This window comes from Confluentibacter sediminis, assembly GCF_003258355.1.
GTDB classification, from domain to species: domain Bacteria; phylum Bacteroidota; class Bacteroidia; order Flavobacteriales; family Flavobacteriaceae; genus Confluentibacter; species Confluentibacter sediminis.
Genome location: NZ_QKPO01000012.1, coordinates 16,381 through 42,418 on the forward strand (window position 1 = coordinate 16,381; position 26,038 = coordinate 42,418).

Annotated in this window: 16 protein-coding genes and 1 tRNA gene; 9 read left to right on the forward strand and 8 right to left on the reverse strand. The window is 31.1% G+C overall.

Going from position 1 to position 26,038, the window contains the following annotated elements; translation table 11 throughout:
* Positions 1-12: 12 nt before the first annotated feature.
* Complete coding sequence (locus DKT72_RS11310) at positions 13-594, reverse strand: hypothetical protein (protein WP_111308858.1); 582 nt, start codon at positions 592-594, stop codon at positions 13-15.
* 88 nt (positions 595-682) lie between these two features.
* Between DKT72_RS11310 and DKT72_RS11315 the strand changes: the two genes are divergently transcribed.
* From DKT72_RS11315 to DKT72_RS11340, 6 genes are all read left to right on the forward strand, one after another.
* Complete coding sequence (locus tag DKT72_RS11315; RefSeq protein ID WP_111308859.1) at positions 683-904, forward strand: helix-turn-helix domain-containing protein; 222 nt, start codon at positions 683-685, stop codon at positions 902-904.
* Positions 905-1,013: 109 nt separating this feature from the next.
* A complete protein-coding gene (locus DKT72_RS11320; protein ID WP_111308860.1) occupies positions 1,014-4,052 on the forward strand; it encodes an SIR2 family protein in 3,039 nt (1,012 codons plus the stop codon).
* Positions 4,040-6,772, forward strand: coding sequence for a hypothetical protein (locus tag DKT72_RS11325; protein WP_111308861.1), 2,733 nt, complete (start codon positions 4,040-4,042; stop codon positions 6,770-6,772). Before DKT72_RS11320 ends, DKT72_RS11325 begins: the two co-directional genes overlap by 13 nt.
* Positions 6,773-6,800: 28 nt before the next feature.
* Positions 6,801-8,996, forward strand: a complete 2,196-nt coding sequence (locus DKT72_RS11330) for a KAP family P-loop NTPase fold protein (protein WP_162623305.1) — start codon at positions 6,801-6,803, stop codon at positions 8,994-8,996.
* A gap of 314 nt (positions 8,997-9,310) precedes the next feature.
* Positions 9,311-9,384, forward strand: a tRNA-Ala gene (locus DKT72_RS11335).
* Positions 9,385-9,535: 151 nt separating this feature from the next.
* A complete protein-coding gene (locus tag DKT72_RS11340; protein WP_111308996.1) occupies positions 9,536-11,095 on the forward strand; it encodes an alpha-N-arabinofuranosidase in 1,560 nt (519 codons plus the stop codon).
* Positions 11,096-11,245: 150 nt separating this feature from the next.
* On the opposite strand, the gene DKT72_RS11345 is transcribed toward DKT72_RS11340, so the two are convergent.
* The 3 genes from DKT72_RS11345 to DKT72_RS11355 form a co-directional block, all read right to left on the reverse strand.
* Complete coding sequence (locus tag DKT72_RS11345) at positions 11,246-14,008, reverse strand: PD-(D/E)XK nuclease family protein (RefSeq protein ID WP_111308863.1); 2,763 nt, start codon at positions 14,006-14,008, stop codon at positions 11,246-11,248.
* 76 nt (positions 14,009-14,084) lie between these two features.
* Positions 14,085-15,485, reverse strand: a complete 1,401-nt coding sequence (locus DKT72_RS11350; RefSeq protein WP_111308864.1) for an OmpA family protein — start codon at positions 15,483-15,485, stop codon at positions 14,085-14,087.
* Positions 15,486-15,668: 183 nt separating this feature from the next.
* Positions 15,669-18,803, reverse strand: a complete 3,135-nt coding sequence (locus tag DKT72_RS11355; protein ID WP_111308865.1) for a UvrD-helicase domain-containing protein — start codon at positions 18,801-18,803, stop codon at positions 15,669-15,671.
* Between the two features lie 126 nt (positions 18,804-18,929).
* Here DKT72_RS11355 and DKT72_RS11360 point away from each other — a divergent pair, with 126 nt between their 5' ends.
* Positions 18,930-19,538 carry a superoxide dismutase gene (locus tag DKT72_RS11360; protein ID WP_111308866.1) on the forward strand — a complete coding sequence of 203 codons (609 nt, stop codon included), beginning with the start codon at positions 18,930-18,932 and terminating at the stop codon, positions 19,536-19,538.
* A 470-nt stretch (positions 19,539-20,008) separates the two neighbouring features.
* On the opposite strand, the gene DKT72_RS11365 is transcribed toward DKT72_RS11360, so the two are convergent.
* The 4 genes from DKT72_RS11365 to purN form a co-directional block, all read right to left on the reverse strand.
* Entirely contained in the window at positions 20,009-21,907 is a 1,899-nt protein-coding gene (locus DKT72_RS11365; RefSeq protein WP_111308867.1) for an amidophosphoribosyltransferase, read from the reverse strand.
* An 88-nt stretch (positions 21,908-21,995) separates the two neighbouring features.
* Positions 21,996-22,922, reverse strand: coding sequence for a PfkB family carbohydrate kinase (locus tag DKT72_RS11370; RefSeq protein ID WP_111308868.1), 927 nt, complete (start codon positions 22,920-22,922; stop codon positions 21,996-21,998).
* Between the two features lie 58 nt (positions 22,923-22,980).
* A complete protein-coding gene (locus tag DKT72_RS11375) occupies positions 22,981-23,622 on the reverse strand; it encodes a ribonuclease H1 domain-containing protein (RefSeq protein WP_111308869.1) in 642 nt (213 codons plus the stop codon).
* Positions 23,615-24,187 carry a phosphoribosylglycinamide formyltransferase gene (purN, locus tag DKT72_RS11380; RefSeq protein ID WP_111308870.1) on the reverse strand — a complete coding sequence of 191 codons (573 nt, stop codon included), beginning with the start codon at positions 24,185-24,187 and terminating at the stop codon, positions 23,615-23,617. The genes DKT72_RS11375 and purN overlap by 8 nt, the downstream gene beginning before the upstream one ends.
* 276 nt (positions 24,188-24,463) lie before the next feature.
* Here purN and DKT72_RS11385 point away from each other — a divergent pair, with 276 nt between their 5' ends.
* Both DKT72_RS11385 and fabF read left to right on the forward strand, forming a co-directional pair.
* Positions 24,464-24,697: an acyl carrier protein gene (locus tag DKT72_RS11385; RefSeq protein ID WP_007647141.1), complete on the forward strand. Its 234-nt coding sequence runs from the start codon at positions 24,464-24,466 to the stop codon at positions 24,695-24,697.
* Positions 24,698-24,710: 13 nt separating this feature from the next.
* Positions 24,711-25,961: a beta-ketoacyl-ACP synthase II gene (gene fabF / locus DKT72_RS11390; RefSeq protein ID WP_111308871.1), complete on the forward strand. Its 1,251-nt coding sequence runs from the start codon at positions 24,711-24,713 to the stop codon at positions 25,959-25,961.
* Positions 25,962-26,038 lie beyond the last annotated feature (77 nt).

Here is a 26,038-nt window from a genome sequence, read left to right on the forward strand (position 1 = left end):
GGGTTATTGTGTTCAACGTGATTTTTGTATTGAAATATCCCGTCTGTTTCCGTTCGGGTCCATGAGCATGCCTTTTATGTTGCCATTGCAATCTATGACCAACAATCCTCTGGTCCTGCTGTTGCGCGAAGCATCCACATTGCCACTGGTTGCCATTAGGTTAGTTATGCTTATATGGTTATTGGCTAACAGTTTCCAGTCGCCTTCCAAACGTTTGCCGTTACCAGTGATGATGATTTGGCTTTCAGCCCATTGGTTCCGTGCATGGTCGAAACGGTCTGTAAATCGTACGGAACCGTTCCCATTTAGTGTATAGCTGCGTTCTTTGGTCAGTTGTTTTATAAGTTCGTTGCTGGGCAATGAACAGTAATTTATTGTAGTTGTAGCGTTGTTATTTCCATTGGCATTGTTGTTGGATTGGTCCTGATTTTCGGTCTGGATTTGCCTGTCTGGTCTGTTATTTGTTCTAGCTGTACTATTAACTGAATTACCCCAGATTGAATCTGCAAATGGAATATAGATTAAGATTAGAGCTGCGAAAATGATATAGCCCCAGTAGTTTTCGTTTTCTTTTGGTTTGGTTGTGTTCTCCATGAGGATTTAATTTTGTGGTTCAAATATAACAATAGTTGGGATATATCGTAACTTATAGATTGATTTTTATGGAGATATTGTCCTTTAAATGGACGAAAAGGATAAAATATACCTTAAAAAGATAGGTAAGAATATTTCTAAACTCAGAAAAGCAAAAAAATTAACTCAAGAAGAAGTTTGTACTGAATTAGACATGGATAAACCGTATTTGTCTAGTATCGAAAATGGAAGGCAGAATCCAACATTACTAACTCTTAAAAAACTTGCTGATGCAATTGGAGTAAAAGCAAATGATTTTCTAGATATTTAATTAGTTACTTCTTTAACCATATGTTTTTAATATGGTTTTCATTATTTTTCTAAATTTACTTACTATAAGCTTCATTTAGTGACATTTAGTCATTAAACTTGTATGGCTCATGTTTTGTATTCCTTATCTTATGGTGAAAAACAAATTTAACAACAATATTGCTTCATTAAAAGAAGCAATTAATAATGACCGTTTGGTCATATTTGCTGGTGCTGGTATTTCTAAAGATTCTGGAATACCATTATGGACAGAGCTTGAATCTGGTATTAAAAGTAGATTAAATGACCCAACCAGAGAAACGGATGCTTTAAAAATTGCACAAATGCTCTACAATGAAAAAGGAGAGAAAGAGTATAATGAGATTATTAAAGAATTGCTGTTTAGAAATAACTCAAGTTATAATTCATTACATGAAACTATAACAGAATTGAACCCTCAGCATATTATAACTACTAACTATGATAGGCACTTTGAAGGAGTTATTAGCGATAGAGGCTTGCCTTTTTCAATTGTTTCAAAAGATGAAGATTTACCATATGCAAAACATAAAAAACTACTTATAAAGTACCATGGTGATTTTGAGAATCACAATATTGTACTTAAAGAAAATGATTATTTAGAATTTTCACAAAATCATACATTAAAAGAAGTCTTTGTTAAGTCGTTATTTAGCAATAAAACGATTTTGTTTTTAGGATATAGCGTTTCAGACCCAAATTTAAAGTTGCTTATTAGAGAAATTCAATACTTGTTAAAAAAGCATTACCAAAGGGCATATTTGTTGACAACTAAGGTAGAAGTTAGTGATTCGGAAGTGAAATATTTTGAAAGCCTAGGCATCAATATTTTATTCAAGGATTCTGATGAAACGGAAATTTCAGAGATTGAAAATGTAAATTTATCAGATATAGGCAAAAAAGTATATTCTCAATTAAAATATATTAAGAATTTTAAATTATATGAATATAGAAACTTACTAGATGATAATTCTGATAAAAGCAAAATAATTAATGAATTATATAATTCTCTTTCTAGATTTCATTATACAAGGGTGCTTCCTCAAATAACCTTGGCTAGCTTATATCCACTTTCAAAAGATGCAAAAGAAGAACCAGCATATTTAGTTCGAGGAACAACTTTGAAATGTTTTAACCAAAGTTTATATGAACTTATATCGAATTATGAAGGCCAAGAAGATAAAAACTTCACAAGTGAAGAAAAGGATAAATTAAACTATTGTTTGGGGAGAATTGTAATGTCAGGGATTTATTCATTGGGAAAAATTGAAAACCCAGATTCGTGGGGTAGTTATAGGGCTAAGGAAGAATTAGAATTAATACCTAAAATTAAGTATAATGACACTTGCGATTGTATTGATTGTACGTTAAATAATTATGATTATGCTGGAGCAGTAAATAAAATATTTAAATACCATATTAATGATAATACTGAATTGTGGAATGACTTAATATATACCTATAGCCTTTATAGGATAAGAGATTATTACAATTGCTTTTTAGCTTTGAAAGATATTATAGTAAAAGCTAATCGGTTAAATAAACTTGAAGTGAGCTTTTTAGCAAAATATAATTTGAAAAGGTTAAAATGGGCAGTTAGTAATGAGTTCATGAATGATAGAATAAGTTGGAATGATGTTCAAGAAATAAAAACTGAAATTGATAGTATAAATTTAGATGAAGAACTAGATAAAGTAAAATATTTTGTAGATAAAGATGTATTTGATTTTTTAAAAGAAGTTAGAGATGGAGTATATATTCAAAGGCTTTGTAATGAGATAGATGAAATTTTTGTTAAAGTTCCAAGGACAGTAGAAAGTATAAAGAACGGTGGCAGTCATAGTAGTAATGTTTTTAATAACCTTTATGAAGCAGTTAGAAAGTTGAAAGCATTTTTGGACACTAATTTTTTAATAGGTAATGGATTTTCTCCAATAGAAGATACATTGAAAAAATCCATCAATACATTCATATTAGGGTACTATTTGAAAAATTTTGCGGGGATTAAGAAGCATAGTTTCTTTGGTTTATCTCATATAATAGAATTCGATACCTTTATGTTTAACCTTATTATTGATAACTCAGATAATAAGGAACTTATTCGAATTTTAGAAAAAAACGAAATTCATGATATAAAAATTGGAAAAGAAAGTCTTGGGAAAATATTCACATATATTAATAATTTTTTAAAATCTAGCTATAAAATCCCAAGGCATTTTGGTAATGACCCAGTGATTAATAAATCTTTTATATCTGCTGTTGCCCAGAACGAAATTTTTAATCGACATTTAATGGAAAAGTTTAGCTCGATATGTCTGGTTATAGCTTATTTCGATTTTTCTAAGCCACAGTTAAAAACAATTTATTCTAATATAAATCATTACATAAACTTTATGAAGTTTAGTGATGAAAATTTAGAGTGTCTAAATAGAATATATGAGAAGAAAGGTAAGCTACTAGATGATGATGATTTATTAAAAACTTTAAAAATATTTGATAAAAATAAAAAGATAGATAGCACTTATTTATCGATTGTAGAATGTTTAAAAGAAAAAAATAAAAAGTTTAAGCATGAAGATATAGATTTAAAAAGTTTTGATTTAAATAGAAATACTTTGGATTTTCCAATTTTATATCATGCTTTAGATAGTGATAATAAAAAAGCGTTTAAAAAAAATCTAGAAGCTAAATTAGGCAAAGTGAATGATGGGCAGATGTTTTATATAACTATTAGTGAAAAGATTTTGCTAACAAAAAAAATTAAAAATCAATATAAGAATATAATTAACGGAAATTTAAAAGTTAAGCTTGATGAAACGACTATAGATACTGATTATGTTCGATTTAGGGTTAAACAATTTTTTGACTTGGTTAACAAAGGAATAATTGATGACCAAGGCATTAATACAAATGAAATAGAAGAAGACCAGTTTAAGTTTTTGCTGAACCCAGAGAATTTTGAACCTTCAATGTTTAAAGTTGATTGGTTAAAATACTACAATTGGGATTCATATTGTAAAAGGTTTTCTGAAATTGATTATATAAAAACGGCATTGAAAGATAGCCTTAAAAAAAGATTTGATGAGAAGTTGAGCGAAACTTATTTTAAAATAGAAAAATGGCATCAATAACACAATTAAGCCTTTTTAATAAAGATACTGATGCTTTTGCTACTGAAAGAGGTTACGAATATCAAAAGCTCAAGACATTAGAGTCTTGGCTTTTAAATTCTATTCATAAAAGTGATGAAATAATTTACTATGATTTTGAGGAAGACATATTTCATAGGGATTTAACTAAACTTAAATCGACTTTTAGACAGATTAAGCTTTATTCTAGTAATTTTTCATTTGCTAGTGTTGAAATTCGCAAAACTATATCTCATTTTTTTACCTTGTTTTGTTTAGGAGATTATTTGCTTGATGAAATTATATTTGTTTTTGAAGCTAATTCTAATATCGCACGGAAACATGGTAATAATGATGCAAAATTATTAAAAGACTGGCACGATAATCAAGATGAATTAATGGAGCCTTTACTTTCAAAATGTGTTAAAATATGTAAAGAGATTGTTACCGAGTTTGTTGAATCTCAAGATGATTCTAGACCTGAATTAGCGGCAGCTAAAGTCAAGTTTGAAGAGTTAAAATCCAATACTGATTTTTGGAACGAATTTGTGAAATCTATCAATTGGAAGTTTCAGGGAGTTGGACCGGAAGAAGCGATGGTTAAAAGTTTAAAGGAAATAGAAAGTTTAATAAATCAACTACCTTTTCCAATAAAGACTAGTGATATTGATTCAGTTATACATTCTTTACATTTTCATATTAGCCAATGTGCTACAAAAGAAAGCCCTGAAGACAGACTGTTAAATGCTCAGTTACTAGAGCATAAAGTACTTTCCTTACTTGGGGATTCTGAAAAATGGTATGGAGAACAACTGGGAAAATGGAGAGGTTTTGAGGGAGTAAAAGAATTTAGGTTAGGAGAGTTGTATGAAATAATTGCAATATCAAGATTTTATCGACAGCACCAAGAGCTTGATGGTCATAGAGAAATATGGTCTGAAATACTGGTTACATATTTAAATCTTGCTGATTTACCAGAGTTTTGCGAGAAGGATATTATATATGAGTTGATATTTTTGAAGTTGCGTCCAACAAAGAGCTTTAAATTTCATGACCCAGATACTACTGACATAGTAAGCTTAACAAATAGGTACTTTCAAATTGTTCCAAAATCGGTAAACGACCCATTAACAATAGAAGAATCAGTAAATATTTATTCTATCATAAGAAGTGCAAATCATGTCTTTGAATCGATTAATATAGATAAAGCTACATTTGATAAATGGTTGAATGATATGGAAAATGTCATACTCTTAAAACTAAAAACTGCTAAAGTAAATACTAATTGTAGTTATTTAGAATCTTTGTCGATGATTGAATTTAATCTAAAGAATTGGGATGATGAAAATAAAATCAAAGGTTATACAAAAGCTATTAGTATTTTAAAACAAATTGTTGCTGTAAGTGGTGAAGCTGGTCAATATAACTACTCAAACTTATTGATAAGGATTAATGAATTTTTACGTGCATTTTTTAAACTAGGACTATCAGAAGAATACCCTGAAGTTATAAATGAATTGGAAGATATAAGTACAGATTTAGCTTCGATAGTTTCTAAAAGAGAAGCTAATTTTTCTTTAGCTGTGCAATTTAGAACCAGAGGAATAGATTATTTAAAATATTCGAAAAACTCTAAAGATATGCTGAGGTCCTTTGATTATTTTCATAGGGCAAAGGCTTTGTTATTTAAAAATGAGACTAAAGATAGTTTTGTCTTGGTGCTTTTAAATATTTGCCAAGTTTATATGGGAATTGGGTTTAATTATGCTGCTAAATATTACGCCCTTGCTGCCTTTTTTTATTCTATTCAAGATGAGGAACTTTTCAAAAGGGTTACGAAATCAGTTTCTTTTATTTGTAAAATAGATTTTCAAAATGGAACATGGTTTAATTTTTTAATGGATTATGAGAAGTTCATTGTATTTACTGGTGAGTTAAACCCTGAATGGGATATTAATGTTAACGCTGATTTAAGAGAGGTTTTATTGGATTATGCCTTTGTTTTATATTCCATTCCTTATATAGGTCCAGAACTCGGTGTTCTTGTAAATCACCAAATAAAAGAATTGGGCTGGGTAAAGGAAGAATATATGGATATGTTTATTGATGGCTTGTCCGAAAATTTAAAAACAAAAGATGAAGTCATTAGATTGGCTAGGTCCAAATTAGTAGATTTTCCATTAAATGATATAGGTAAAGAAAGAAATATTCAATTTAATGCATATGGTGTAACTTGGAACATTCAATTTGAAAATAATTATAAATCATGCTCGAATGGAGAAGAGTTTTGTGCAATTTTGCAAATTTTACTTTCGGAATTAAAAACTCACTTTCCCGATTTCCAAATCATTGATGAAGTAAAAAATATTCAATTTAATTTATTGGAAGGAGATAGCTTAATCCCACCAAAAAAAATAAATAATTTTGAATGGGAAGTGTCTTTGCCAATGGTTAAAAAACCAAAACCTTATTATCCGTTTATAATGGGAATTATTGTAAGTATTTTTAAAGAAATAATTGATGATGATAAAGACGTAATGAGTTTCTTTATTGATTTACAGAAGGATAAAGATTTAGACTCAAAAGCTACAATTATAAAACCTTACGATGATTTATATAAAGATTTATATTCTAAAGACTTATATAATAAATTTATGAGAGATGGATTTAACAAGGTAATTACTGATGTCAATTTTATTATAAAGAATAATGTTATTGACTAGTTTTAATTTAAAACTTATTCTAATTGTATTGAAATCAATAGAAAACAAGAACTTAATTACTAATGAAATTGCCATAAAGACTATTGAAGGAGACTTACTGGGATATCATCCTTTTGCTAAGAAAATTCAAAAGATTATACAAGGATATTCTAGCAATTCTGAACCACTTACGATTGGAATATATGGTAAATGGGGGTCAGGAAAAAGCTCTCTTTTAAATCTTATTGAAAGGCATATAGAAATTTTTCATAAAGATAAAGGGGACAAACCATATATAAAGTTTCATTATAATCCTTGGATATACCAAACAAAGGAAGAAATGCTTTTTGATTTCTTTGAAACATTAAGTAGAAAATTAAACTATAGTGGAAGTGAAAATCTGAAAAAAGCAGGTAAGTTTATTAAAAAATATAGTAGGTACTTAAAAGCTGTAAAGTTATCCGCTTCGGTGGGTGTTCCAAAAATGTTTAATGCAGGAATTACCGTTGAACCATATGAAATTCTTCAAAAGCTTGGAGAGGATTTGGAAGGAGAAGATAAGGGTTTAAACGAACTAAAAGAGGATATAGATAAATCATTAAACGAATCAAGTAAAAAAATTATCATATTCATTGATGATGTAGATAGACTAGATAAGGATGAAATTTTTACATTATTTAAACTAATTAAAATCAATGCGGATTTTAAAAACTTAATCTTTATCATTTGCTTAGACCCAGACCATGTAGCAAAGGCAATCCATAAGAGATATGGAAGTAATAAAGAATCAGGAAAAGAGTTCTTAGAAAAAATAATTAATATCCCATTGGAGCTTCCACTTATAGAAGAAGCAGATTTAGACTTGTTTACTAAAGAAAAAATAAAACCAATATTAGCATTCAAAAATGTTAAAAAAACAGATTTAGAAGAGTTATTAGATAGTATAAGAGGTAGTTATTTTAAATCCCCAAGAGAAATTATACGTATTGTGAATTCTTTTGCTATTTCTTTTTATGCTATTGGTGATGAGGTTAACATACATGATTTATTTTGGATTGAATTTATAAAGATTAAATATCCAAAAACTTATAAAGCAATTAAACAATTTGCAGGGAACTTTAATAATAATCTATTTTTTATAGATAACATTAATTTTAACGATGCCTTTTCTGATGAGAAAGGTGAAAGTGGATTTAGAAAAAAATTATTAAATAACCATAAAAAGGCATACGCTATAGTAGATTTTTTGTTTCCCATGGTAAAAACAGGAACGGTGTCAGCATTTCAAGGTCCAAAAATGAAGCCGAACAATATTTTAGATGCTGAATTAAGAATAAATCATGTAAATCATTTTGAAAAATATTTTTCTTTCCATACTCAAGGAAAAATTTCAGAACTTTCTTTTTCAAATTTTAGAGCAAATATAATTTCAGAAAAAAATGAAGAAGCTTTAAATGTATTGAACGAAATGATTAAAAATGCTAATGAAAGAAAGATTGTATATCGTATCACATCAGAAATTGAGGTAGTTTCTGATGAACTCCACGATAAATTACTAGCATTTTTAATCAACAATGTTAACCATTTTACAGAAACATCAGACGTAAATCCACATTCAATAGAAATTATTCAAAGTATAGCAAAGAAACTGGTTTTAAAACCAGATGATAATAAAAATTTAATTATTTATATTGCAGAATTACTAGATTATAGTCAACTATGCTGGTATTTAAGTGTGTTTTCATATAATAATGAAGAAGTACAATTTTTGAATGAAATTGAGACTATACTAATCAAAAAGGTAAAAATATCCAATGACCATCCATTTTTTAATAATAGAAGTATTTCAAGAATGATTATGAAAGTCTGGGCAGCATTGGAGTTTGATGAATTTGAAAAATATATGTTAAAATATCTAAACACAAAAGATAATATTCTAACATTTATATTAGTTTTTCCCAGCATATGGAATAGAACCATCAATGGAACATTTAAAGAGGAAGATTTTAAATTTTTAGTTAACACAGTAAAACTAGATAGTAAATTGATTTTTGATAGAATCAAAGAATTCATACCTGAATTAAAAAAGGTTAGTACATCTGATGAGACTGAGGCAAGTTGGGGTGAATATTCCGATAACTCCGCATTAGATAACATCCGACAATTTTCATATTGGCACTTGATGAAAGAAGAACAAGATAAGATTGATAATACTGAGTTTGCAGGACCGCCACCCACGAAATAAATTAAGTTTTTATTTTCCTATATATTACAAAGTTCAAATTCTCTTGTTTTGTGTGTCGTAAAAGTTTGCAAACCTCGTCAATTCATCATTAAATTGGTTCGACAAAACAATATTAGAGGAGCATTACTGGATAGGTCATTATTTCTTATAGGTTTTTGAGTCTAGACAATATTAATAATTATTGGTGGTGGAATTTAGTGGTGGGTTTTTGTGCTTAAATGTATATATTTGCATCGATTTGCAGGTAAATGCAATATAGTTTAAATGCCATTAAATGGTCTTTAAGTCTCTTAAATGCTGTAAATAAGATAATTGGGGATGTAGCTCAGTTGGCTAGAGCGCTTGGCTGGCAGCCAAGAGGTCGTGGGTTCGAATCCCATCTTCTCCACATTAATGATAACCCCCAATGAGTCAAACTCATTGAGGGTTTATTTAAAAACAACAATAAACTTTGGTTATGTTGTTTTTTTTTAATTTATTTATAAATGTAAATTCAACACTTAAAAAGTGGCATTAATAATAGTAATAAACAAATGGTTATGTTAAAATTTAAATCACTCATTTCAAGATTTTTGGCAATCTTTTTTGTCTCAACGTTAAGTGTTTATTCACAAGCGAATAGTACCGTTATAACAATTAAAGGCGATGAGGATGCACCGGTAATTAACAAACATATTTATGGTCATTTTGCTGAGCATTTAGGAAGATGTATTTATGATGGTTTTTTTGTTGGAGATGATTCTGAAATACCAAATACGAATGGGGTTCGCAACGATATTATTGAAGCATTAAAGAATTTAAACATACCAAATTTACGTTGGCCAGGGGGGTGCTTTGCAGATACTTATCATTGGAAAGATGGTATTGGCCCATTGGAAAATAGACCTACCATAGTGAATACTTGGTGGGGTGGGGTCACTGAAGACAATAGTTTTGGAACACACGATTTTTTAAATATGTGCGAATTACTTGGAGCTGAGCCATATCTATCTGGAAATGTAGGAAGTGGTTCTGTTCAAGAACTTGCTGATTGGGTTCAGTATACTAATTTTGGTGGAACCAGCCCTATGAGTGATTTGCGCGTAAAAAACGGCAGAAAAGAACCTTGGAAAGTTAAATACTGGGGTATGGGTAACGAAGCATGGGGTTGTGGAGGTAACATGACGGCTGAATACTATGCTAATGAATATAGAAAATATGCAACTTTTATTTCTGATTGGGATAATACAGGAGGCGTTGTCCGTATAGCTTCTGGAGCAAGTGACGATGATTATCATTGGACAGAAACATTGATGAAAAATGTTCCTGCAAAAATGTTGGGAGGTCTAGCCTTACATCATTATTCAGTTATTGACTGGGATAATAAGGGAGACGCTGTAGATTTTACAGAAGACCAGTATTTTGGCACCATGAGCGAAGCCTTAAAAATGGAAGAGTTAGTTACCAAACATGCTGCCATTATGGATAAATATGACCCAAATAAGAAGATTGATTTAGTTGTTGATGAATGGGGTGGTTGGTATAATGTTGAAAAAGACTCAAATCCAGGGTTTTTGTATCAGCAAAATACCATGAGAGATGCTGTTTTAGCTGGTGCAACTCTTAACATTTTTAATAATCATGCAGATAGAGTTCGTATGGCGAATTTAGCGCAATGTGTAAATGTATTACAAGCTGTTATACTAACCAATAAAGCTAAAATGATTTTAACACCGACGTATCATGTTATGGAAATGTATAAAGTGCATCAAGACGCTAAATTAATTCCTATTAAGTTTGTTTCTCCTTTATATATTTATAATAATAAATCACTTCCTGCATTATCTGTTTCTGCATCAAAAGATAGTAAAGGGTTGGTGCATGTGTCTATGGTAAATGTAGATTCTAAAAAAGAAAATAAAGTTGAAATAGATATAAATGAGCTTGGAGTGAAAAATTTAACAGCGAAAGTGCTGACTTCAAAAACATTACAAGATTATAACTCATTTGATAACCCAACAAAAATACAACCAGTAAGCTATAAAGGCTTTGCTGTAAATAAAGGTAAACTTATGGTAACAGTTCCTCCTTTTTCTGTTGTTGTATTAGAAGGAAAATAAGATACTCCTAGATAGAAAATAAGAAAAAGCCCTTCTCCTATTATTTTATGAGAAGGGCTTTTTGTGTTTACAATGGCCCCTCCAAAGAATATAGAACCTTATTTTCTTGCTCAAGTTTTTTATGAACCTAAAAGATTAATTAAACTAGCATTAAACCTCCTTTTCTGTAAAAGCAATATTAGGATTACAAATTTCAATAATAAGTTTTTTAAGCTCCATTTGAAAATTATCTAAAGTGTCTTGGGTAATTAAAAAATCTTTTTTGGCTCCATATCCAGTTTTGTCTTTTTTAGCAAACTTTAAAAAGCCTGCACTTAAATTTTTAAAAGAGATAATACCAGCTTCTGCCGGAAGTTTTATATCGCCTGATACATACATCATATAAGCATAACACAACACTTGAAAACTTTTGCTGTATGTATCATAATCTGTAGTTAGGTTTTCCCAGTCAATAACTTCAACTTGGTTTTGTTGAACATTTCCTGTTTTGTAATCAATAATTCTAGTAAGACCATTATACTCATCAACCCTGTCGACTTTCCCTATTAATTTCACAGGAAAATCTAGTTCTGGAATATTAATTAAAACGGTATTATTAGCTTCAATAGCCATTATTTTTATTTGATTTCCTGCTTTTAAATCCTCAATTTCTAAATCTAAAAAATTAAACACATAACGCTTGGCAATTTCAAAAATTATCAAATTTTTACCTTTGGTGATATCTCCTTCTTTATAAACTTTTTTAAAGTGAGTTGTTACGGTGTCTTGAATGTGTTGTTTTAAATTGGCTATCACTTCAACAGTCAAATAGGAGCCAATTAAAGGCTTATAAAAATCTTCTAATGTATTATGTACAACCGTGCCCAAAGTGTTGGCTGCAACAGTTTCTTCAGCATCTTCATACTCTTTCACACCTAATATTTTCTGATAATAAAAATCGATAGGATTTCTGATATAATTGGTTAATGATGACGGTGAAAATCCTTTTTCGCATACCTTAATTAGTCTCTCAATAACATCGTCATTTTTAGAAACCGTATTCAAAATGTTTTCTATGATTGGCACATAAGGTGTAATAATTTGATGGTTTATTTTATGGATACCCTCCAATTCCAGTTGAGTGATGAATCTACTTTTTTCACCACCAGTTAATATATCGGCTTCCGTGTTGTATAAAATGTATATATTTTTAGCACGTTGTAAAAGCCTATAAAAGTGGTAAGTATAAACAGCATCTTTTTCTTTGTAAGTAGGTAGATGATTCTCTATTTTAACATCAAAGGGAATAAAAGAATTGTTGCTTTTCCCCGAAGGAAGAATACCTTCATTTACAGATGAAATAATAACCGTTTCAAAATCTAAAGCACGAGATTCTAGCATACCCATAATTTGCAAGCCCTGCAAAGGTTCTCCTTGAAAATCTAAGGTTTCAGAGTTTAGCAATTCTTTATAAATGTCATGAAGTGTTTGAATGGTTTTAATATGGCTGTATTTTGAGTTTAAATGAGATAATTCATTAAACAACAGATTAAAACGAAACAAATATTCTAAAGAAAGTAAGTTTGATGATTTGTTTTTATCTAAATAGCTTTTAATGGCTAAAATTAATTGAGAGCAATTTTTTAATGTTGAATCCACAGTATTCCAGTTGGAAAACAGAACATCTATAAGATCATTATGTGTATGTATGTTTGAAAAGCCTTTTAAACGCTCTATTGAAAGATAAATTAAATTATTTTCATGAATGGTGTCAATCATTTCCGAAGCATAATCAACATCATTAAAATAAAATAAAGGTCTTATAAATGGATGTGAAATGACATTCACAACATCTTTATAGTAGAATGATTTTGATGAATTTTTATGAATATTAAATAATTGTTCAAACAATGATGCTAGTGGAATGGATTTTAAAGGAAACCCCATAGTAATATTTAAAGCATCAATATTTTCGGGTAAAGAATTTAGAACGGGAATGAGTAAATTTTCATTGCCTAAAATTACTGCTGTGCTATCTAAGCTTTTCTTTTCTTTTTTTAAAGTATCTAATATAAAACCTATATATTTTGCCTGTCCAATATTTTTTGGAATGCCATAAACAGATACTTTTTTTTCTTGGGAATAGTTATTCGTAATCCAGTTAAAGGGATTGTTTTTAAAGTAATGCCATTTAAATTTATAATCTCTGGTAAACAAGGCGGCATCATGCATAGGGTTATTTATGAAAACGGCGTCTATATCCCAATAGATTTTTGCTAAATTATTTTTTAGGAGCTCTTGTATTATGGTTTCTTCTGCAGTATTTAGGGCGTTAAAGCCTAAAAAAACATGTTGCTTTTTAGCATTATTTTGAATATACGCTTCTAAATTTTCAACAGCTTCTCTATAAATAAGCCCTTGGTAACCATTTTTTTTAATTAAAAGATGTTCTGTAAAGTGTAAATAATAACTATGAAGTTTGTTCCAAAAAGACAAATATTTTTTAACAAAATCAGTTTTGTTTTCTTCTAAAGACCAATGTTTTAAATCTTGAATGGCACTTAAATAATTAAATATTTTTTTTTGAGGAATTAAATAACGATCTATTTCATTAAAATCTTGAAGTAAAATTTGGGCCCATTTTGAAAACACTTCAAAGGAATCTTTTTCATTGTTATTTGTTAACTTATCATAAACATTATAAAATTCAAAAAGAAGCTCTGTGTTTGAAATTGTTTTTAGTTGAGATAATTCTTCTGTAAATTCTTCAATGCTAATAATTTTAGGAGCAAAAATGGTTTGATCGGTTACCTTATAAAGTTCATGTTTTAAAAATAAACCAGCTCGTTTACTAGGTAAAATAAAGTTTAGGTCTGAAAGATTTACACCTTGGTTTTTTAAATCTTTTAATACATCAAAAATGAAAGTTGTCATTTTATAAAAATAAAAAACGCTTCGGATATCCGAAGCGTTTTTGTTAAACTTATTTATTGTTCTTAAACTAGCTTAATTATTTAGCTAAGTTAATTTCAACACGTCTGTTGTTAGCTCTACCTTTACTAGTATTATTAGTATCGATTGGTTTAGATTCACCATAACCTTTAGCAGAAAGTCTAAATCCATCAACACCATTAGCTGTTAAGTATTCTTTAACCGATAAAGCTCTTGCCTCAGATAATGATTGGTTTAATTTATCAGAACCAACACTATCAGTATGACCTTCTACAGTAAATTTAGCAGTTGGGTATTCATTAAGGATTTTAATGATATCAGCTAATACAGCTTCAGATTGTGATTTAATAGTTGATTTACCAGTGTCAAACAAGATTGTTTTAGCATAAGCATTCAATGTTTTTTGAACTTCTTCTGAAACTTCAGGACAACCATTGTTAGCAACAGTACCTTTAACGTCTGGACATTTATCATCTTTATCTAATACACCATCACCGTCAGTATCAGGCCAAGGACAACCTCCGTTTGCAGCAGGGCCAGCAGTGTTAGGACATTTGTCATCACCATCAGCAACACCATCACCATCAGCATCTGGACAACCAGCTAAAGCTTTTAAACCAGCAACAGTAGGGCATTTATCATCTTTATCTGGAACACCGTCACCATCAGTATCAGGACATCCATTAAACTCAGCTAAACCAGCTTCGTTTGGACAAGAATCTTTGCTATCTTCTATACCATCACCATCAGTATCAGGACAACCGTTAAATGCGGCTAAACCAGCAACATCTGGACAAGCATCATCTTTGTCAAAAATACCATCACCATCAGTATCAGTTCCACCAAATTTGATAGAAATACCAGCTGTATGTTGGAAATGAGTATCCAAATAATCTTCGAATGCATGTTTGTAAGAAGATTGAACTGTTAAACCAATGTTATCGGAAAACCAAAAGTTTAAACCAAAAGTACCATTTAAAGTACCAGCACCAATTTCGTCAACCCAAGTGTAACCTCCACCAACGCCTAAGTAAGGCTCAACGGTTTTCCAGTCTAATAATTCACCGATACTGTATTTAATGGTACCATCTACAGCATAATAAGATAAATCAGAAACATCATTTGTTACATCTGGGTTTGTACTAATATCGCCCCATTTTGAAATTTTATTGATAGACCCACCAACACCTAAAGAGAAACCATCTCCTAAGTATTTAGAAACAGTAATTGTAGATAATGATGGAAGTATATTCCAGTGATCCTCAACATTAAAATATTCATCACCAAAAGAGTCGCTAGCGAAACCGCCCCTAAAAAGATTGCCATCTCCAGAAGGATAAGCATCAACTGCATTTGCCCCAATAGTAATTTGCCATGGGTTGTTTTTGTCTTGTGCATTAGCATTGCTAAAAGCAAATACTAAAACCACAACTAATAATAATCGGCTAAGATTTTTCATATTCAAATAGTTTAATTTTTAAGTGTTAATTGAAACAAAAGTAAGTTGTTAAATTTTATTAACAAAGACAAATATATAAAAAAATCGGGGATTTGATAACATTTATGCCGAATAGAAGATGAATTTAGATTATCAACAACAAAAAAAACAGCTTATTTAACTTACAAATAAAGCTTTGTGAGGTTAAACTATTCTTACAGAAATAATGGCATTTATATAAACAAGTATTTTTTTTGTAACTTTAATGCTCATTTCTTCAAGCATATCTTGGTAAGATTTAAGTTGCTGAATGTGTTTTTTGTCTTCCATGCCTGATTTATAGTCAATAATTATCGCTTCATTTTTAGAATTTATGACAACTCTATCTGGTCTTAAAATGATGCCTTGTTTGCTAATCATATCACGTTCATTATATATAATGTATTCATTACTAAAATATATTTTAAGCAATGGATGATTAACAATTTCAGTAACTTTCTGCTTTAAAGTGAATGCCTGTTCATCGTTAATTAGCGATGCACTTATAAAATTGTTTATAACAAAATCTACATCATCTGCTGTTTTAATATTAGACATAATATTATGAATAAGATTTCCTTTTTCTATCGCCTCTTCTTGGTTTGTGTCCCATAAATAACCAGACGTTGTTACCACTTTTATATTATGGGTTTCCTTTGAAGTGGAAATAAACGATTGTTGGAGCATATTTTCTTTTGAAATCGTATTGACTGATCTCATTTTTTTTGAATTTCCAAAACAGTAAACAGATTGACCCTCATTCCAAATATCCATATTTTGTAGATAATTTATAAATAAACCAGAATATTTTTTACTGTTTATTTCGCCTTTTGCAGACCTGTTTTCTGAGGAAATAATATATAACTGCTCTATGGCTCGCGTTAGGGTTACGTAGAGCAAATTAATATTATCAAGTTCTTGTTGGGATTTGTGATTATTAAAAATCTCCAGACCCTCTTCCCCAAAATTCTCAAAATCTTTATTGAAATTGAGTAAGGTATGTGTAAAACCCTTGTAAGTTTCTTTATTAATGGCTACCCATTCTTTAGGATCTAATTCTCTATAAATATCTAAATCGGCATAAGGAAAAATAACCACAGGAAACTCTAAGCCTTTGGATTTGTGAATGGTCATTATTTGAACCGCATGTTGTCCTTTAGGTGACACAATACTTAAGGTTTCTTTTTTCTTTTCAAAATAGGCTAAAAAGCCAGCGATATCTGAGCCTTTTTTTTCTGAAAATTCTAAAACAATATCTAAATAAAATTGTACATAAGCGTTACTGGATTTAACTAGGTTAAAACTTCGAATAATGGTTTCTGCTAAATCAAAAAGTGGAAGTTGTAATAATGTATTGTTATTTATGTAAATATGGAAAGTTTCAAAGCTTTTAAATAATTGTGATAGGTTTAAATTTAAATGATTACTAAAAAATTCGTGTTTGTTTTCAATATTAAATAACGAAGCTAAATAATTTAAAACAGCCATTTGAATGTCACTGTTTTTTGGCTGAATTAAAAGCGATAATATATTATTTACAAAAGCAACTTCTGGAGCATTATAGATTAATAAGGTTTCAGAAGAGATAATGGGTATATGATGCTGACTTAAATAATTGGCAATGGCAACGCCTTCTTTTTTCTTTCTAACCAACACACAAATGTCTTCAAGGTTAAAATCGTTTTCTTGGCATTTTTGAATTATTTTTAAAACATTTTCTGAAAAAACGTCGTCTCTATCCTCATCTTTATCAAGATCTAAAAAGGATAATTCCACATAACCTGTTTCTTCTAAAAAGGTGTTTTGATATGCGTTTTTATAAAGACTTTGGTATTCCTGTTTAGTAAATGCCAAATTAGCTAGGTATGTAAAGAAACTGTTGTTGAAATCTACAATGTTTTTATAACTTCTATAATTCGCCTTTAGGCTTTTAACGTTTTGTTCAATTACAAATGGGTTTGATTTTTTATTGAATAAATCTATAAACTGTTCTGCTTTTCCGCCACGCCAACGGTAAATGGCCTGTTTCGCATCGCCAACTAACATGACTGTACCGTTCTCGGTGGCTAGGGAATTATTTATAAGCGGAATTAAATTCTCCCACTGCAATTGCGAGGTGTCTTGAAACTCATCAATAAAATAATGTTTGAACTTTTCCCCAATACGTTCATAAATAAAAGGCGTTGGTTGGTTTTTTATTTCATTGCTTATAAGACTATTGAATTCTGAAATAAGCATTTTGTTTTGGTCTGCTTTCAGAATAGTTAATTCATTATTTATAGCATTTAAAACAGATAAAGGAGTAATGTTTTTATAAAAGTTTTTCAGGAATTTAAGGTGAAAAACAGCTTTTTTGGTTTTGTAAAAAGCCTCAACAATTTGTGGCTGAATTTGTTCAATAATACTTCCAACATTACTTGTAACGCGTTTTGGGTAAAGTGTTTTGCTCTCAAGGTCTTGCTGCCAAGCAGCTTGAAAATTTACTTCAATATTTTTATTGAATAAATTCACAAAGTGTTTGGGTAAATAGCCTCCAGAAAAATCGTTATGTTCTAAGCCTGTTTCTTCTATTAAAGTTAAAACACGTTTTGCATTTTCAACAAGTGTTGTTTCACAGGTTTTTATGTCATCTAGTAAATGGGTTTTTAATGCCTTAAAATCGTCTAACGTTTTATGCTTTAAAGTTTCAATAAAAGGGATGTCATTTTCATTTACAAGTATTCTGGAAATTTTATTAAAATCGTAAGACACATCCCAACTTTTGTCATCATCAGCTTTTTCAATAGCGAAGTCTACTAATATTTTTGTTAGAGCTTTATCGGTTCCTGCTTTAGAAATTAACCTGTCGACAGCTTCGTTCAACAAAGAATCCTGGTCGAGTTCTACCTCAAAATTTATAGGCAGATTCAAATCGTAGGCAAACGTTCGTATTAATTTATGGGTAAAACCATCAATAGTTGAAATATCAAAAGCAGCATAATTATGAATGATAGTATTAAGTAATTTTTCGGATTTTTTATGAAGCTCAATAGGTTGGATGGTAAGTTCATCACAAATACTATGGAACATACTATTTGGCTTGGTTAAAATAGCGTCATCTGAAAATTGTATAAGTGTTTCAATAATACGTTCTTTCATTTCTGCTACTGCCTTATTTGTAAACGTTATAGCCAAAATGTTCTTAAAGTAGTTTGGATTATTTGAGGCAAAGAGGATTTTTAAATATTCTTTAACAAGCGTAAAAGTTTTTCCACTACCAGCAGATGCGTTGTAAATATTAAAATAATTTAATTCTGGCATAAAAAGGAATTTTGATACAATATAAAAACTATCGATGATTTGATAACTATTAATTATTTTTAATTGACGTCTATTATCCGTAAATTTGAGGGAAAATAAATATTTATACACTTAAAACAGAAAATTATGGCTTTCGAATTACCGAAATTAGGATATGCATATGATGCACTTGAACCACATATTGATGCTCGTACTATGGAAATACATCACACAAAGCATCATCAAGGATACACAAACAATTTAAACGCAGCTATTGAAGGAACCGATTTAAAAGGAAAAACTATAGAAAACATTCTTATAAATTTAGACATGGATAATGCAGCAGTAAGAAATAATGGAGGAGGTTTTTATAACCACTCATTATTTTGGACTGTCATGAATCCGGAAGGAAAAGGAGTTCTGTCAGGAGGTTTAAAAGACGCTATTATAGCAGCTTATGGCTCTGTAGATGCTTTTAAAGATGCTTTTAGCAAAGCAGCAGCAACACGATTTGGTTCTGGTTGGGCTTGGTTATGTGTACATAAAGGGGGCAAAGTAGAAGTTTGTTCTTCTCCAAATCAAGACAATCCATTAATGCCAGGTGTTGGTTGTGGTGGAACGCCAATTTTAGGATTAGACGTTTGGGAACATGCATACTATTTAAATTATCAAAACCGTCGTCCAGATTATATCACAGCATTTTTTAATGTGATTAATTGGAATGAAGTTGAAAGACGATACGCAGACGCGAAATAAATAATTAAATTATTTAAAAATTAAAAAAGTGCCTGGAATTAAATTTCAGGCACTTTTTGATTTGTACTAAAATAAAAAAGGTGAACAGACGTTCACCTTTTTTGCCCCAAATCTACCATGAACTTAACCTACTTATGTTATGGTGCCTCAAAGATAGATTGGCTTCACAGTATTTAGAAATTTTTTAGTTAAACGACTTATATATTGGCTTAAACGAAAATGCAAGGCTATAAATTAGGAAATGTATATTTTAAAAAAACAAAGAAGTGACACTTAAAAGCATAAAAAAAGGCGAACAGATGTTCACCTTTTTTTGCCCCAAATCTACCATGAACTTAACCTACTTATGTTATGGTGATACCAATTTATAGGTATTTAGTAAAACCTGATTATTTTTTAGATGAAACGCACTTATTTCAGGTAAAGCGCAATTTTTTAGGATTAAGCGTTAAATTTAAAAAATAATATACTTAATAAGCACGTTCTTTATTGCCTTCATAAAAGTTTATAAACGCGCGGTTTACAACCCTATTCCCTCCATTAGTTGGATAGTCTCCAGTAAAGTACCAATCGCCCAAATGTTTTGGACAAGCTTTGTGTAGATTTTCAACAGATTGAAAAATTATTTTCACTTCGGCTTTCACATCATCATCGCTTAATAATACGGCTATCTTATCTGAAATTTGTTCATCTGTAAAAGGCGCATAAACTTCTTTAACAAAGTTTTGTACGTCTACATCTTCTAAATCTTCTTGATTTTTGCACTTTTTATAAATGTCTTCAATAATGCTATACTTATTAATATCTTTTAAAAGCTCTAAAGCCGCTCTAAAGGCTACTAATCCTTCTAAATTTGCCATATCAATACCATAACAGTCAGGATAGCGTATTTGTGGTGCAGAGGATACCACTACAATTTTTTTAGGATGCAACCTATCTAGCATTTTGATAATACTTTTTTTCAAAGTAGTTCCACGAACAATACTATCATCAATAATAACTAAATTGTCCGTTGGTTTTATTACACCATAAGTAATATCGTAAACGTGAGCTACCAAATCGTCTCTACTACTATCTTCTGTAATAAAGGTTCTTAGCTTAGCATCTTTAATGGCAATTTTTTCTATTCTTGGTCTTTCCGATAGGATTTGGGTCACTTTCTCGGCCGATAATTTATAGTTTCCTTTTAAAATGGCTGCCGTTTTCTTTTCATTAAGAAAGTCTTCAACAGTTTCTACCATGCCATAAAATGAGGTTTCAGCTGTATTTGGTATATAGGAAAAAACAGTGTTTTTGGTGTCTTTATTAATAGCGTCCAAAACTTTTGGCATTAATAACTTACCAAGCATTTTTCGTTCTTGATAAATTTCTGCATCACTTCCCCTAGAGAAATAAATGCGTTCAAACGAACATGCTTTTCGTTCTAAAGGTTCTAATATTTTTTTGATTTTAGTGTCTCCAGATTTTTTTGTGATGATAGCATGTCCAGGAGCTAACTCTTTTACATCTTTATATTCTACATTAAAAACTGTTTGAATAACAGGTCGTTCCGAAGCTATTACAACGACTTCATCATCCTTGTAATAATATGCAGGACGGATACCCGCAGGATCTCTAAGTACAAAAGAATCTCCATGCCCAATAAGACCCGCCATGGCATAACCACCATCCCAGTTTTTGGCGGCTCTTTTCAAAATTTTAGCAACATTTAAGCGCTCTGCAATTAAAGGAGAGGCTTCCATTTTATTATAGCCTTCTTTTTTAATGTTTTTATAAATTTTACTGACAGCATCATCTAAAAAATGACCGATTTTTTCCATAATGGTTATGGTGTCGGTATATTCCTTTGGGTGTTGCCCAAGATCAACAAGGTTTTTAAATAACTCTTTAACATTGGTCATGTTAAAGTTACCAGCCATAATTAAATTACGGTGCATCCAGTTGTTTTGTCTTAAAAAAGGGTGTACACTTTCTACGCTATTTTTACCAAAAGTACCGTAACGAACATGGCCTAACAATACTTCACCTATATATGGAATATGTCTTTTTTGAAGTTGTACATCATCCGCATACTCAGGATGCTCCGTAAGTTCTTTATTTATTCTTTCGTTAATTTGAGCGAAAATATCTTGAATGGGCTGCTGCTGTACAGAACGCACCCTACTAATATAACGTTCTCCTGGTTTTGTGTTTAACTTAATGCTTGCAAAACCAGCACCGTCTTGTCCACGATTGTGCTGTTTCTCCATCATGAGGTACATTTTATTTACCCCATAAAAAGCACTACCATATTTTTCTTTATAGAATTCTAGGGGTTTTAAAAGTCTTATAACTGCAATTCCGCATTCGTGTTTTAAAGCATCACTCATTTGTTGTTTCCTTTGAATAAATTTTTCGCTCTGGCGAAAACAATAATTTATTAATTAAAAAACGCGCTCTTTTTGTGAGCGCGATACATTATGTTAATTTTATTTCAAATTGGGTTAGCTGTTTAAATTGCAGTAACCTTTTATGAATTTCTTGATTTGATAAATTTTCCATGCGTTCTGTACCAAATTTTTCGACACAAAACGATGCCAATGTAGAACCATGGATAATAGCGTTCTTCATACTTTCAAAAGACGTGTCTCCAGTTTTGGCTATGTATCCAGCAAAACCACCAGCAAATGTATCACCTGCGCCAGTAGGGTCAAAAACTTCTTCCAACGGAAGTGCTGGAGCAAAAAAGACCTCTTCATTATGAAATAAAAGCGCACCATGTTCGCCCTTTTTTATAACCACATATTTAGGCCCCATACTATGAATTTTTCTAGCGGCTACAACCAATGAGTATTCTCCTGTAAGTTGTCTAGCTTCTTCATCATTAATGGTAATCACATCTATTTTTTTTATCACGGTGTGTAAATCATCCAATGCACAATCCATCCAAAAATTCATGGTGTCTAAAATCACCAATTTTGGTTTTTTTGCCATTTGGTTTAAAACACTTAATTGGACGAGAGGATGTAGATTTCCTAACATAACAATATCTGCATCTCGATAATTTTCTGGAACAACAGGATTAAAATCAGCCAGCGTATTAAGTTCTGTAGACAAAGTATCTCTAGTATTCATGTCATTGTGGTACTTGCCACTCCAAAAAAATGTTTTACCATTTTCAACGATTTCAACACCAGAAATATCTATATTTTTATTGGATAAAATATCTAAATATTGTTGAGGAAAATCACTTCCAACGATTGAAACAATGGCAGTATCAACATGAAACTGAGAAGCGGATAAACCTATGTAAGTAGCGGCACCACCCAAAATTTTATCGGTTTTTCCAAAAGGTGTTTCAATAGCATCAAATGCTACTGTTCCAACTATTACTAATTTACTCATAAAAGAGAAGCGATAATTTTTGTGCAAATATAAGTTTTTTAAAAGCTAAAAAACGAATTTATTTTCTACCAAAATCGGCAGGAATTTCTCCCCAAGCTTTCGTTTCCCATTTTACAATAACCGTTTTGTAACTATTGGTTTTTAACCAATAGATGGCTCTATCAACCAATTCAAACAGTTTTTCGTTTTTAGTACTTCGTTCTAATTTAGTGTTACAGGTTTTCTTTTTTACCCAACTAATAGCGGTTTTGGAGTCGGTATAAATAATTTTATCGCTATCCTGTTTTTTTAATAGAGCCAAACCATGTACAATGGCTAAAAACTCACCTATATTATTAGTGCCTTCTTGAAAAGGACCTTGAATAAATAATTGTTTTTTTGTTTTGGTATCGACACCGCGATATTCCATAATGCCGGGATTACCGCTGGAAGCCGCATCTACTGAAATAGAATTATAACTAGGTTGTCCGATTTTTTTTAGGTGTTCTGGAGATAAACCACTTTTAAAATCTGTTTTCTTTCCAATATAATCGAAGTAATTGCCTTTTAAAGCTTGTTTTGCAGCATCGAAGGTTTCAAACGACTTGTATTGAGCCCCCTCAAAGTTTGCTATTTGTGCCTTACAATCGTTCCAAGTTTCAAAAACACCTGTATGGTGTCCTTTCCAAACGGTATAATATTTTTTCTTTTTTTTACTCATTGGGAAAAAGAAGCGATTCAACCACTTTCGGAAAATGTTCCATTTCCAATTCATGGATTTTTGCAGCAACGTCTTCAGCAGAGTCAAATGGTTTTACTTCACAGTGGGTTTGAAAAATAGTAGTGCCTTCATCATAATGTTCATTAACAAAATGAATGGTAATACCTGTTTCAGTTTCTTTATTTGCCACAACAGCTTGGTGTACGTGCATGCCGAACATGCCTTTGCCTCCATATTTAGGCAACAGCGCTGGATGTATATTAATTACTTTATTAGGAAATGCATTTAAAATAGCTTCTGGGAATTTCCGTAAAAAACCCGCTAAAATAATCAGGTCTGGTTTTAATGTTTTTAAAAGATTAAGTACATGCCCACTTTCATTAAGTGCCATGTTGTTAAAAGACATGGCGCTAACTTTAAGAGCTTTGCATCTATCTAATACTTTAGCTTGCGGATTGTTGGTAAGCACCAGCACAACAGAAGCATTTTTTCTGTTTTGAAAAAACTTAATTAAATTTTCAGCATTCGTGCCGCTTCCAGAGGCAAAAATTACAACACGTTTCATCTGTTGGTTTTTATTTTAAAATTAGTGTTAGATGTCATTAGCCAATTGAAATGACCGCAATGTTTAGTGAAATTCATAAGCTCATGTCATTTATAGAAAAAAATAAAAAAAATTATTCGAAACAAAAAAAAGAATAATTATTAACAATTAAAGGTTAAAATAAAAATACTTAAAACTTATTTAGTAAATTACAATCACATTTTTAAATTAAAGATGTGATTTAAAAATAAAGTTTTTTATTTTTGCCAACTAATTAAAACTTAAAATTAAAAGATTATGTCAGACATTGCATCAAGAGTAAAAGCCATTATCGTAGACAAATTGGGAGTTGATGAGAACGAAGTTGTAACGGAAGCTAGCTTCACTAACGATTTAGGAGCAGACTCATTAGACACTGTAGAATTAATCATGGAATTCGAAAAAGAATTTGATATCCAAATTCCAGACGATCAAGCTGAAAACATTGCAACAGTTGGTCAAGCTATTTCTTATATAGAAGCAGCAAAATAAGCATTACATTTTTATGGAATTAAAGCGAGTTGTAGTCACAGGATTAGGGGCTTTAACACCAATTGGCAATACCAAAGACGCATATTGGGAAGGCTTAATTAGTGGTAAAAGTGGTGCTGCGCCTATAACATATTATGACACCGAAAAATTCAAAACCAAATTTGCTTGCGAATTAAAGGACTTTGAAGTTACTGATTTTATTGATAGAAAGGAAGCAAGAAAGATGGATAAATTTGCGCAGTATGCTATGGTAGCTGCCGATGAAGCCATTGCAGATGCCAAATTAAATCTAGACGAAGTAAATAAGTTAAGGGTGGGTGTTATATGGGGTGCAGGTATTGGAGGGTTGGAAACATTTCAGCAAGAAGTTTTAAATTTTGCAGCAGGTGATGGAACCCCGAGATTCAATCCATTCTTTATTCCTAAAATGATTGCAGATATTGCTCCTGCCAATATTTCTATAAAATATGGCTTCATGGGGCCTAACTATACCACGGTTTCTGCTTGTGCTTCTTCAGCAAACGCTATGTTTGATGCTTTAAACATGATACGTTTAGGGCATTGTGACGTTATTGTTACTGGAGGAAGCGAAGCTGCAGTGACCATTGCAGGTATGGGGGGGTTTAATGCCATGCATGCTTTATCAACCAGAAATGAAAGCCCAGAAACGGCTTCTAGACCATTTGATGGCACTAGAGATGGATTTGTTCTTGGGGAAGGTGCAGGCGCACTGGTTTTAGAAGAATATGAGTACGCTAAAGCAAGAGGAGCTAAAATTTATGCTGAATTTGTTGGAGGTGGATTGTCGTCTGATGCTTATCATATGACAGCACCTCATCCAGATGGTATTGGAGTTGTTTCGGTAATGAAGAATTGTTTGGAGAATGCTGGGCTAAAAGCAGAAGATGTAGACCATATTAATACACACGGAACCTCGACACCTCTTGGAGACGTGGCTGAACTTAAAGCTATATCGGAAATATTTGGAGAGCACGCTAAAAAAATAAATATTAATTCAACAAAGTCAATGACAGGTCATTTATTGGGTGCTGCGGGAGCTATTGAAGCCATTTCGGTTATTTTAGCGATGGAGCATGGTATCGTGCCACCAACAATTAATCATTCCACAGTTGACGAAAACATTGACCCTGAATTAAATTTAACTTTAAACAAGGCTCAAAAACGAGACGTAAAAGTAGCAATGAGTAATACATTTGGATTTGGCGGTCACAACGCTTGTGTATTATTCAAAAAAATAGACTAAATCCCGAATGAAATAAACCATTATGATATGTTGTTTTCTAAAATTCAAATTAATAGGTTTATAACATCTGACCGCAT

Bases quoted from the DNA above. Each gene is read 5' to 3' on its own strand.
- DKT72_RS11310 (WP_111308858.1), bottom strand. From the start codon at position 594: ATGGAGAACACAACCAAACCAAAAGAAAACGAAAACTACTGGGGCTAT.
- DKT72_RS11315 (WP_111308859.1), top strand. From the start codon at position 683: ATGGACGAAAAGGATAAAATATACCTTAAAAAGATAGGTAAGAATATT.
- DKT72_RS11320 (WP_111308860.1), top strand. From the start codon at position 1,014: ATGTTTTGTATTCCTTATCTTATGGTGAAAAACAAATTTAACAACAAT.
- DKT72_RS11325 (WP_111308861.1), top strand. From the start codon at position 4,040: ATGGCATCAATAACACAATTAAGCCTTTTTAATAAAGATACTGATGCT.
- DKT72_RS11340 (WP_111308996.1), top strand. From the start codon at position 9,536: ATGTTAAAATTTAAATCACTCATTTCAAGATTTTTGGCAATCTTTTTT.
- DKT72_RS11345 (WP_111308863.1), bottom strand. From the start codon at position 14,008: ATGACAACTTTCATTTTTGATGTATTAAAAGATTTAAAAAACCAAGGT.
- DKT72_RS11350 (WP_111308864.1), bottom strand. From the start codon at position 15,485: ATGAAAAATCTTAGCCGATTATTATTAGTTGTGGTTTTAGTATTTGCT.
- DKT72_RS11355 (WP_111308865.1), bottom strand. From the start codon at position 18,803: ATGCCAGAATTAAATTATTTTAATATTTACAACGCATCTGCTGGTAGT.
- DKT72_RS11360 (WP_111308866.1), top strand. From the start codon at position 18,930: ATGGCTTTCGAATTACCGAAATTAGGATATGCATATGATGCACTTGAA.
- DKT72_RS11365 (WP_111308867.1), bottom strand. From the start codon at position 21,907: ATGAGTGATGCTTTAAAACACGAATGCGGAATTGCAGTTATAAGACTT.
- DKT72_RS11370 (WP_111308868.1), bottom strand. From the start codon at position 22,922: ATGAGTAAATTAGTAATAGTTGGAACAGTAGCATTTGATGCTATTGAA.
- DKT72_RS11375 (WP_111308869.1), bottom strand. From the start codon at position 23,622: ATGAGTAAAAAAAAGAAAAAATATTATACCGTTTGGAAAGGACACCAT.
- purN (WP_111308870.1), bottom strand. From the start codon at position 24,187: ATGAAACGTGTTGTAATTTTTGCCTCTGGAAGCGGCACGAATGCTGAA.
- DKT72_RS11385 (WP_007647141.1), top strand. From the start codon at position 24,464: ATGTCAGACATTGCATCAAGAGTAAAAGCCATTATCGTAGACAAATTG.
- fabF (WP_111308871.1), top strand. From the start codon at position 24,711: ATGGAATTAAAGCGAGTTGTAGTCACAGGATTAGGGGCTTTAACACCA.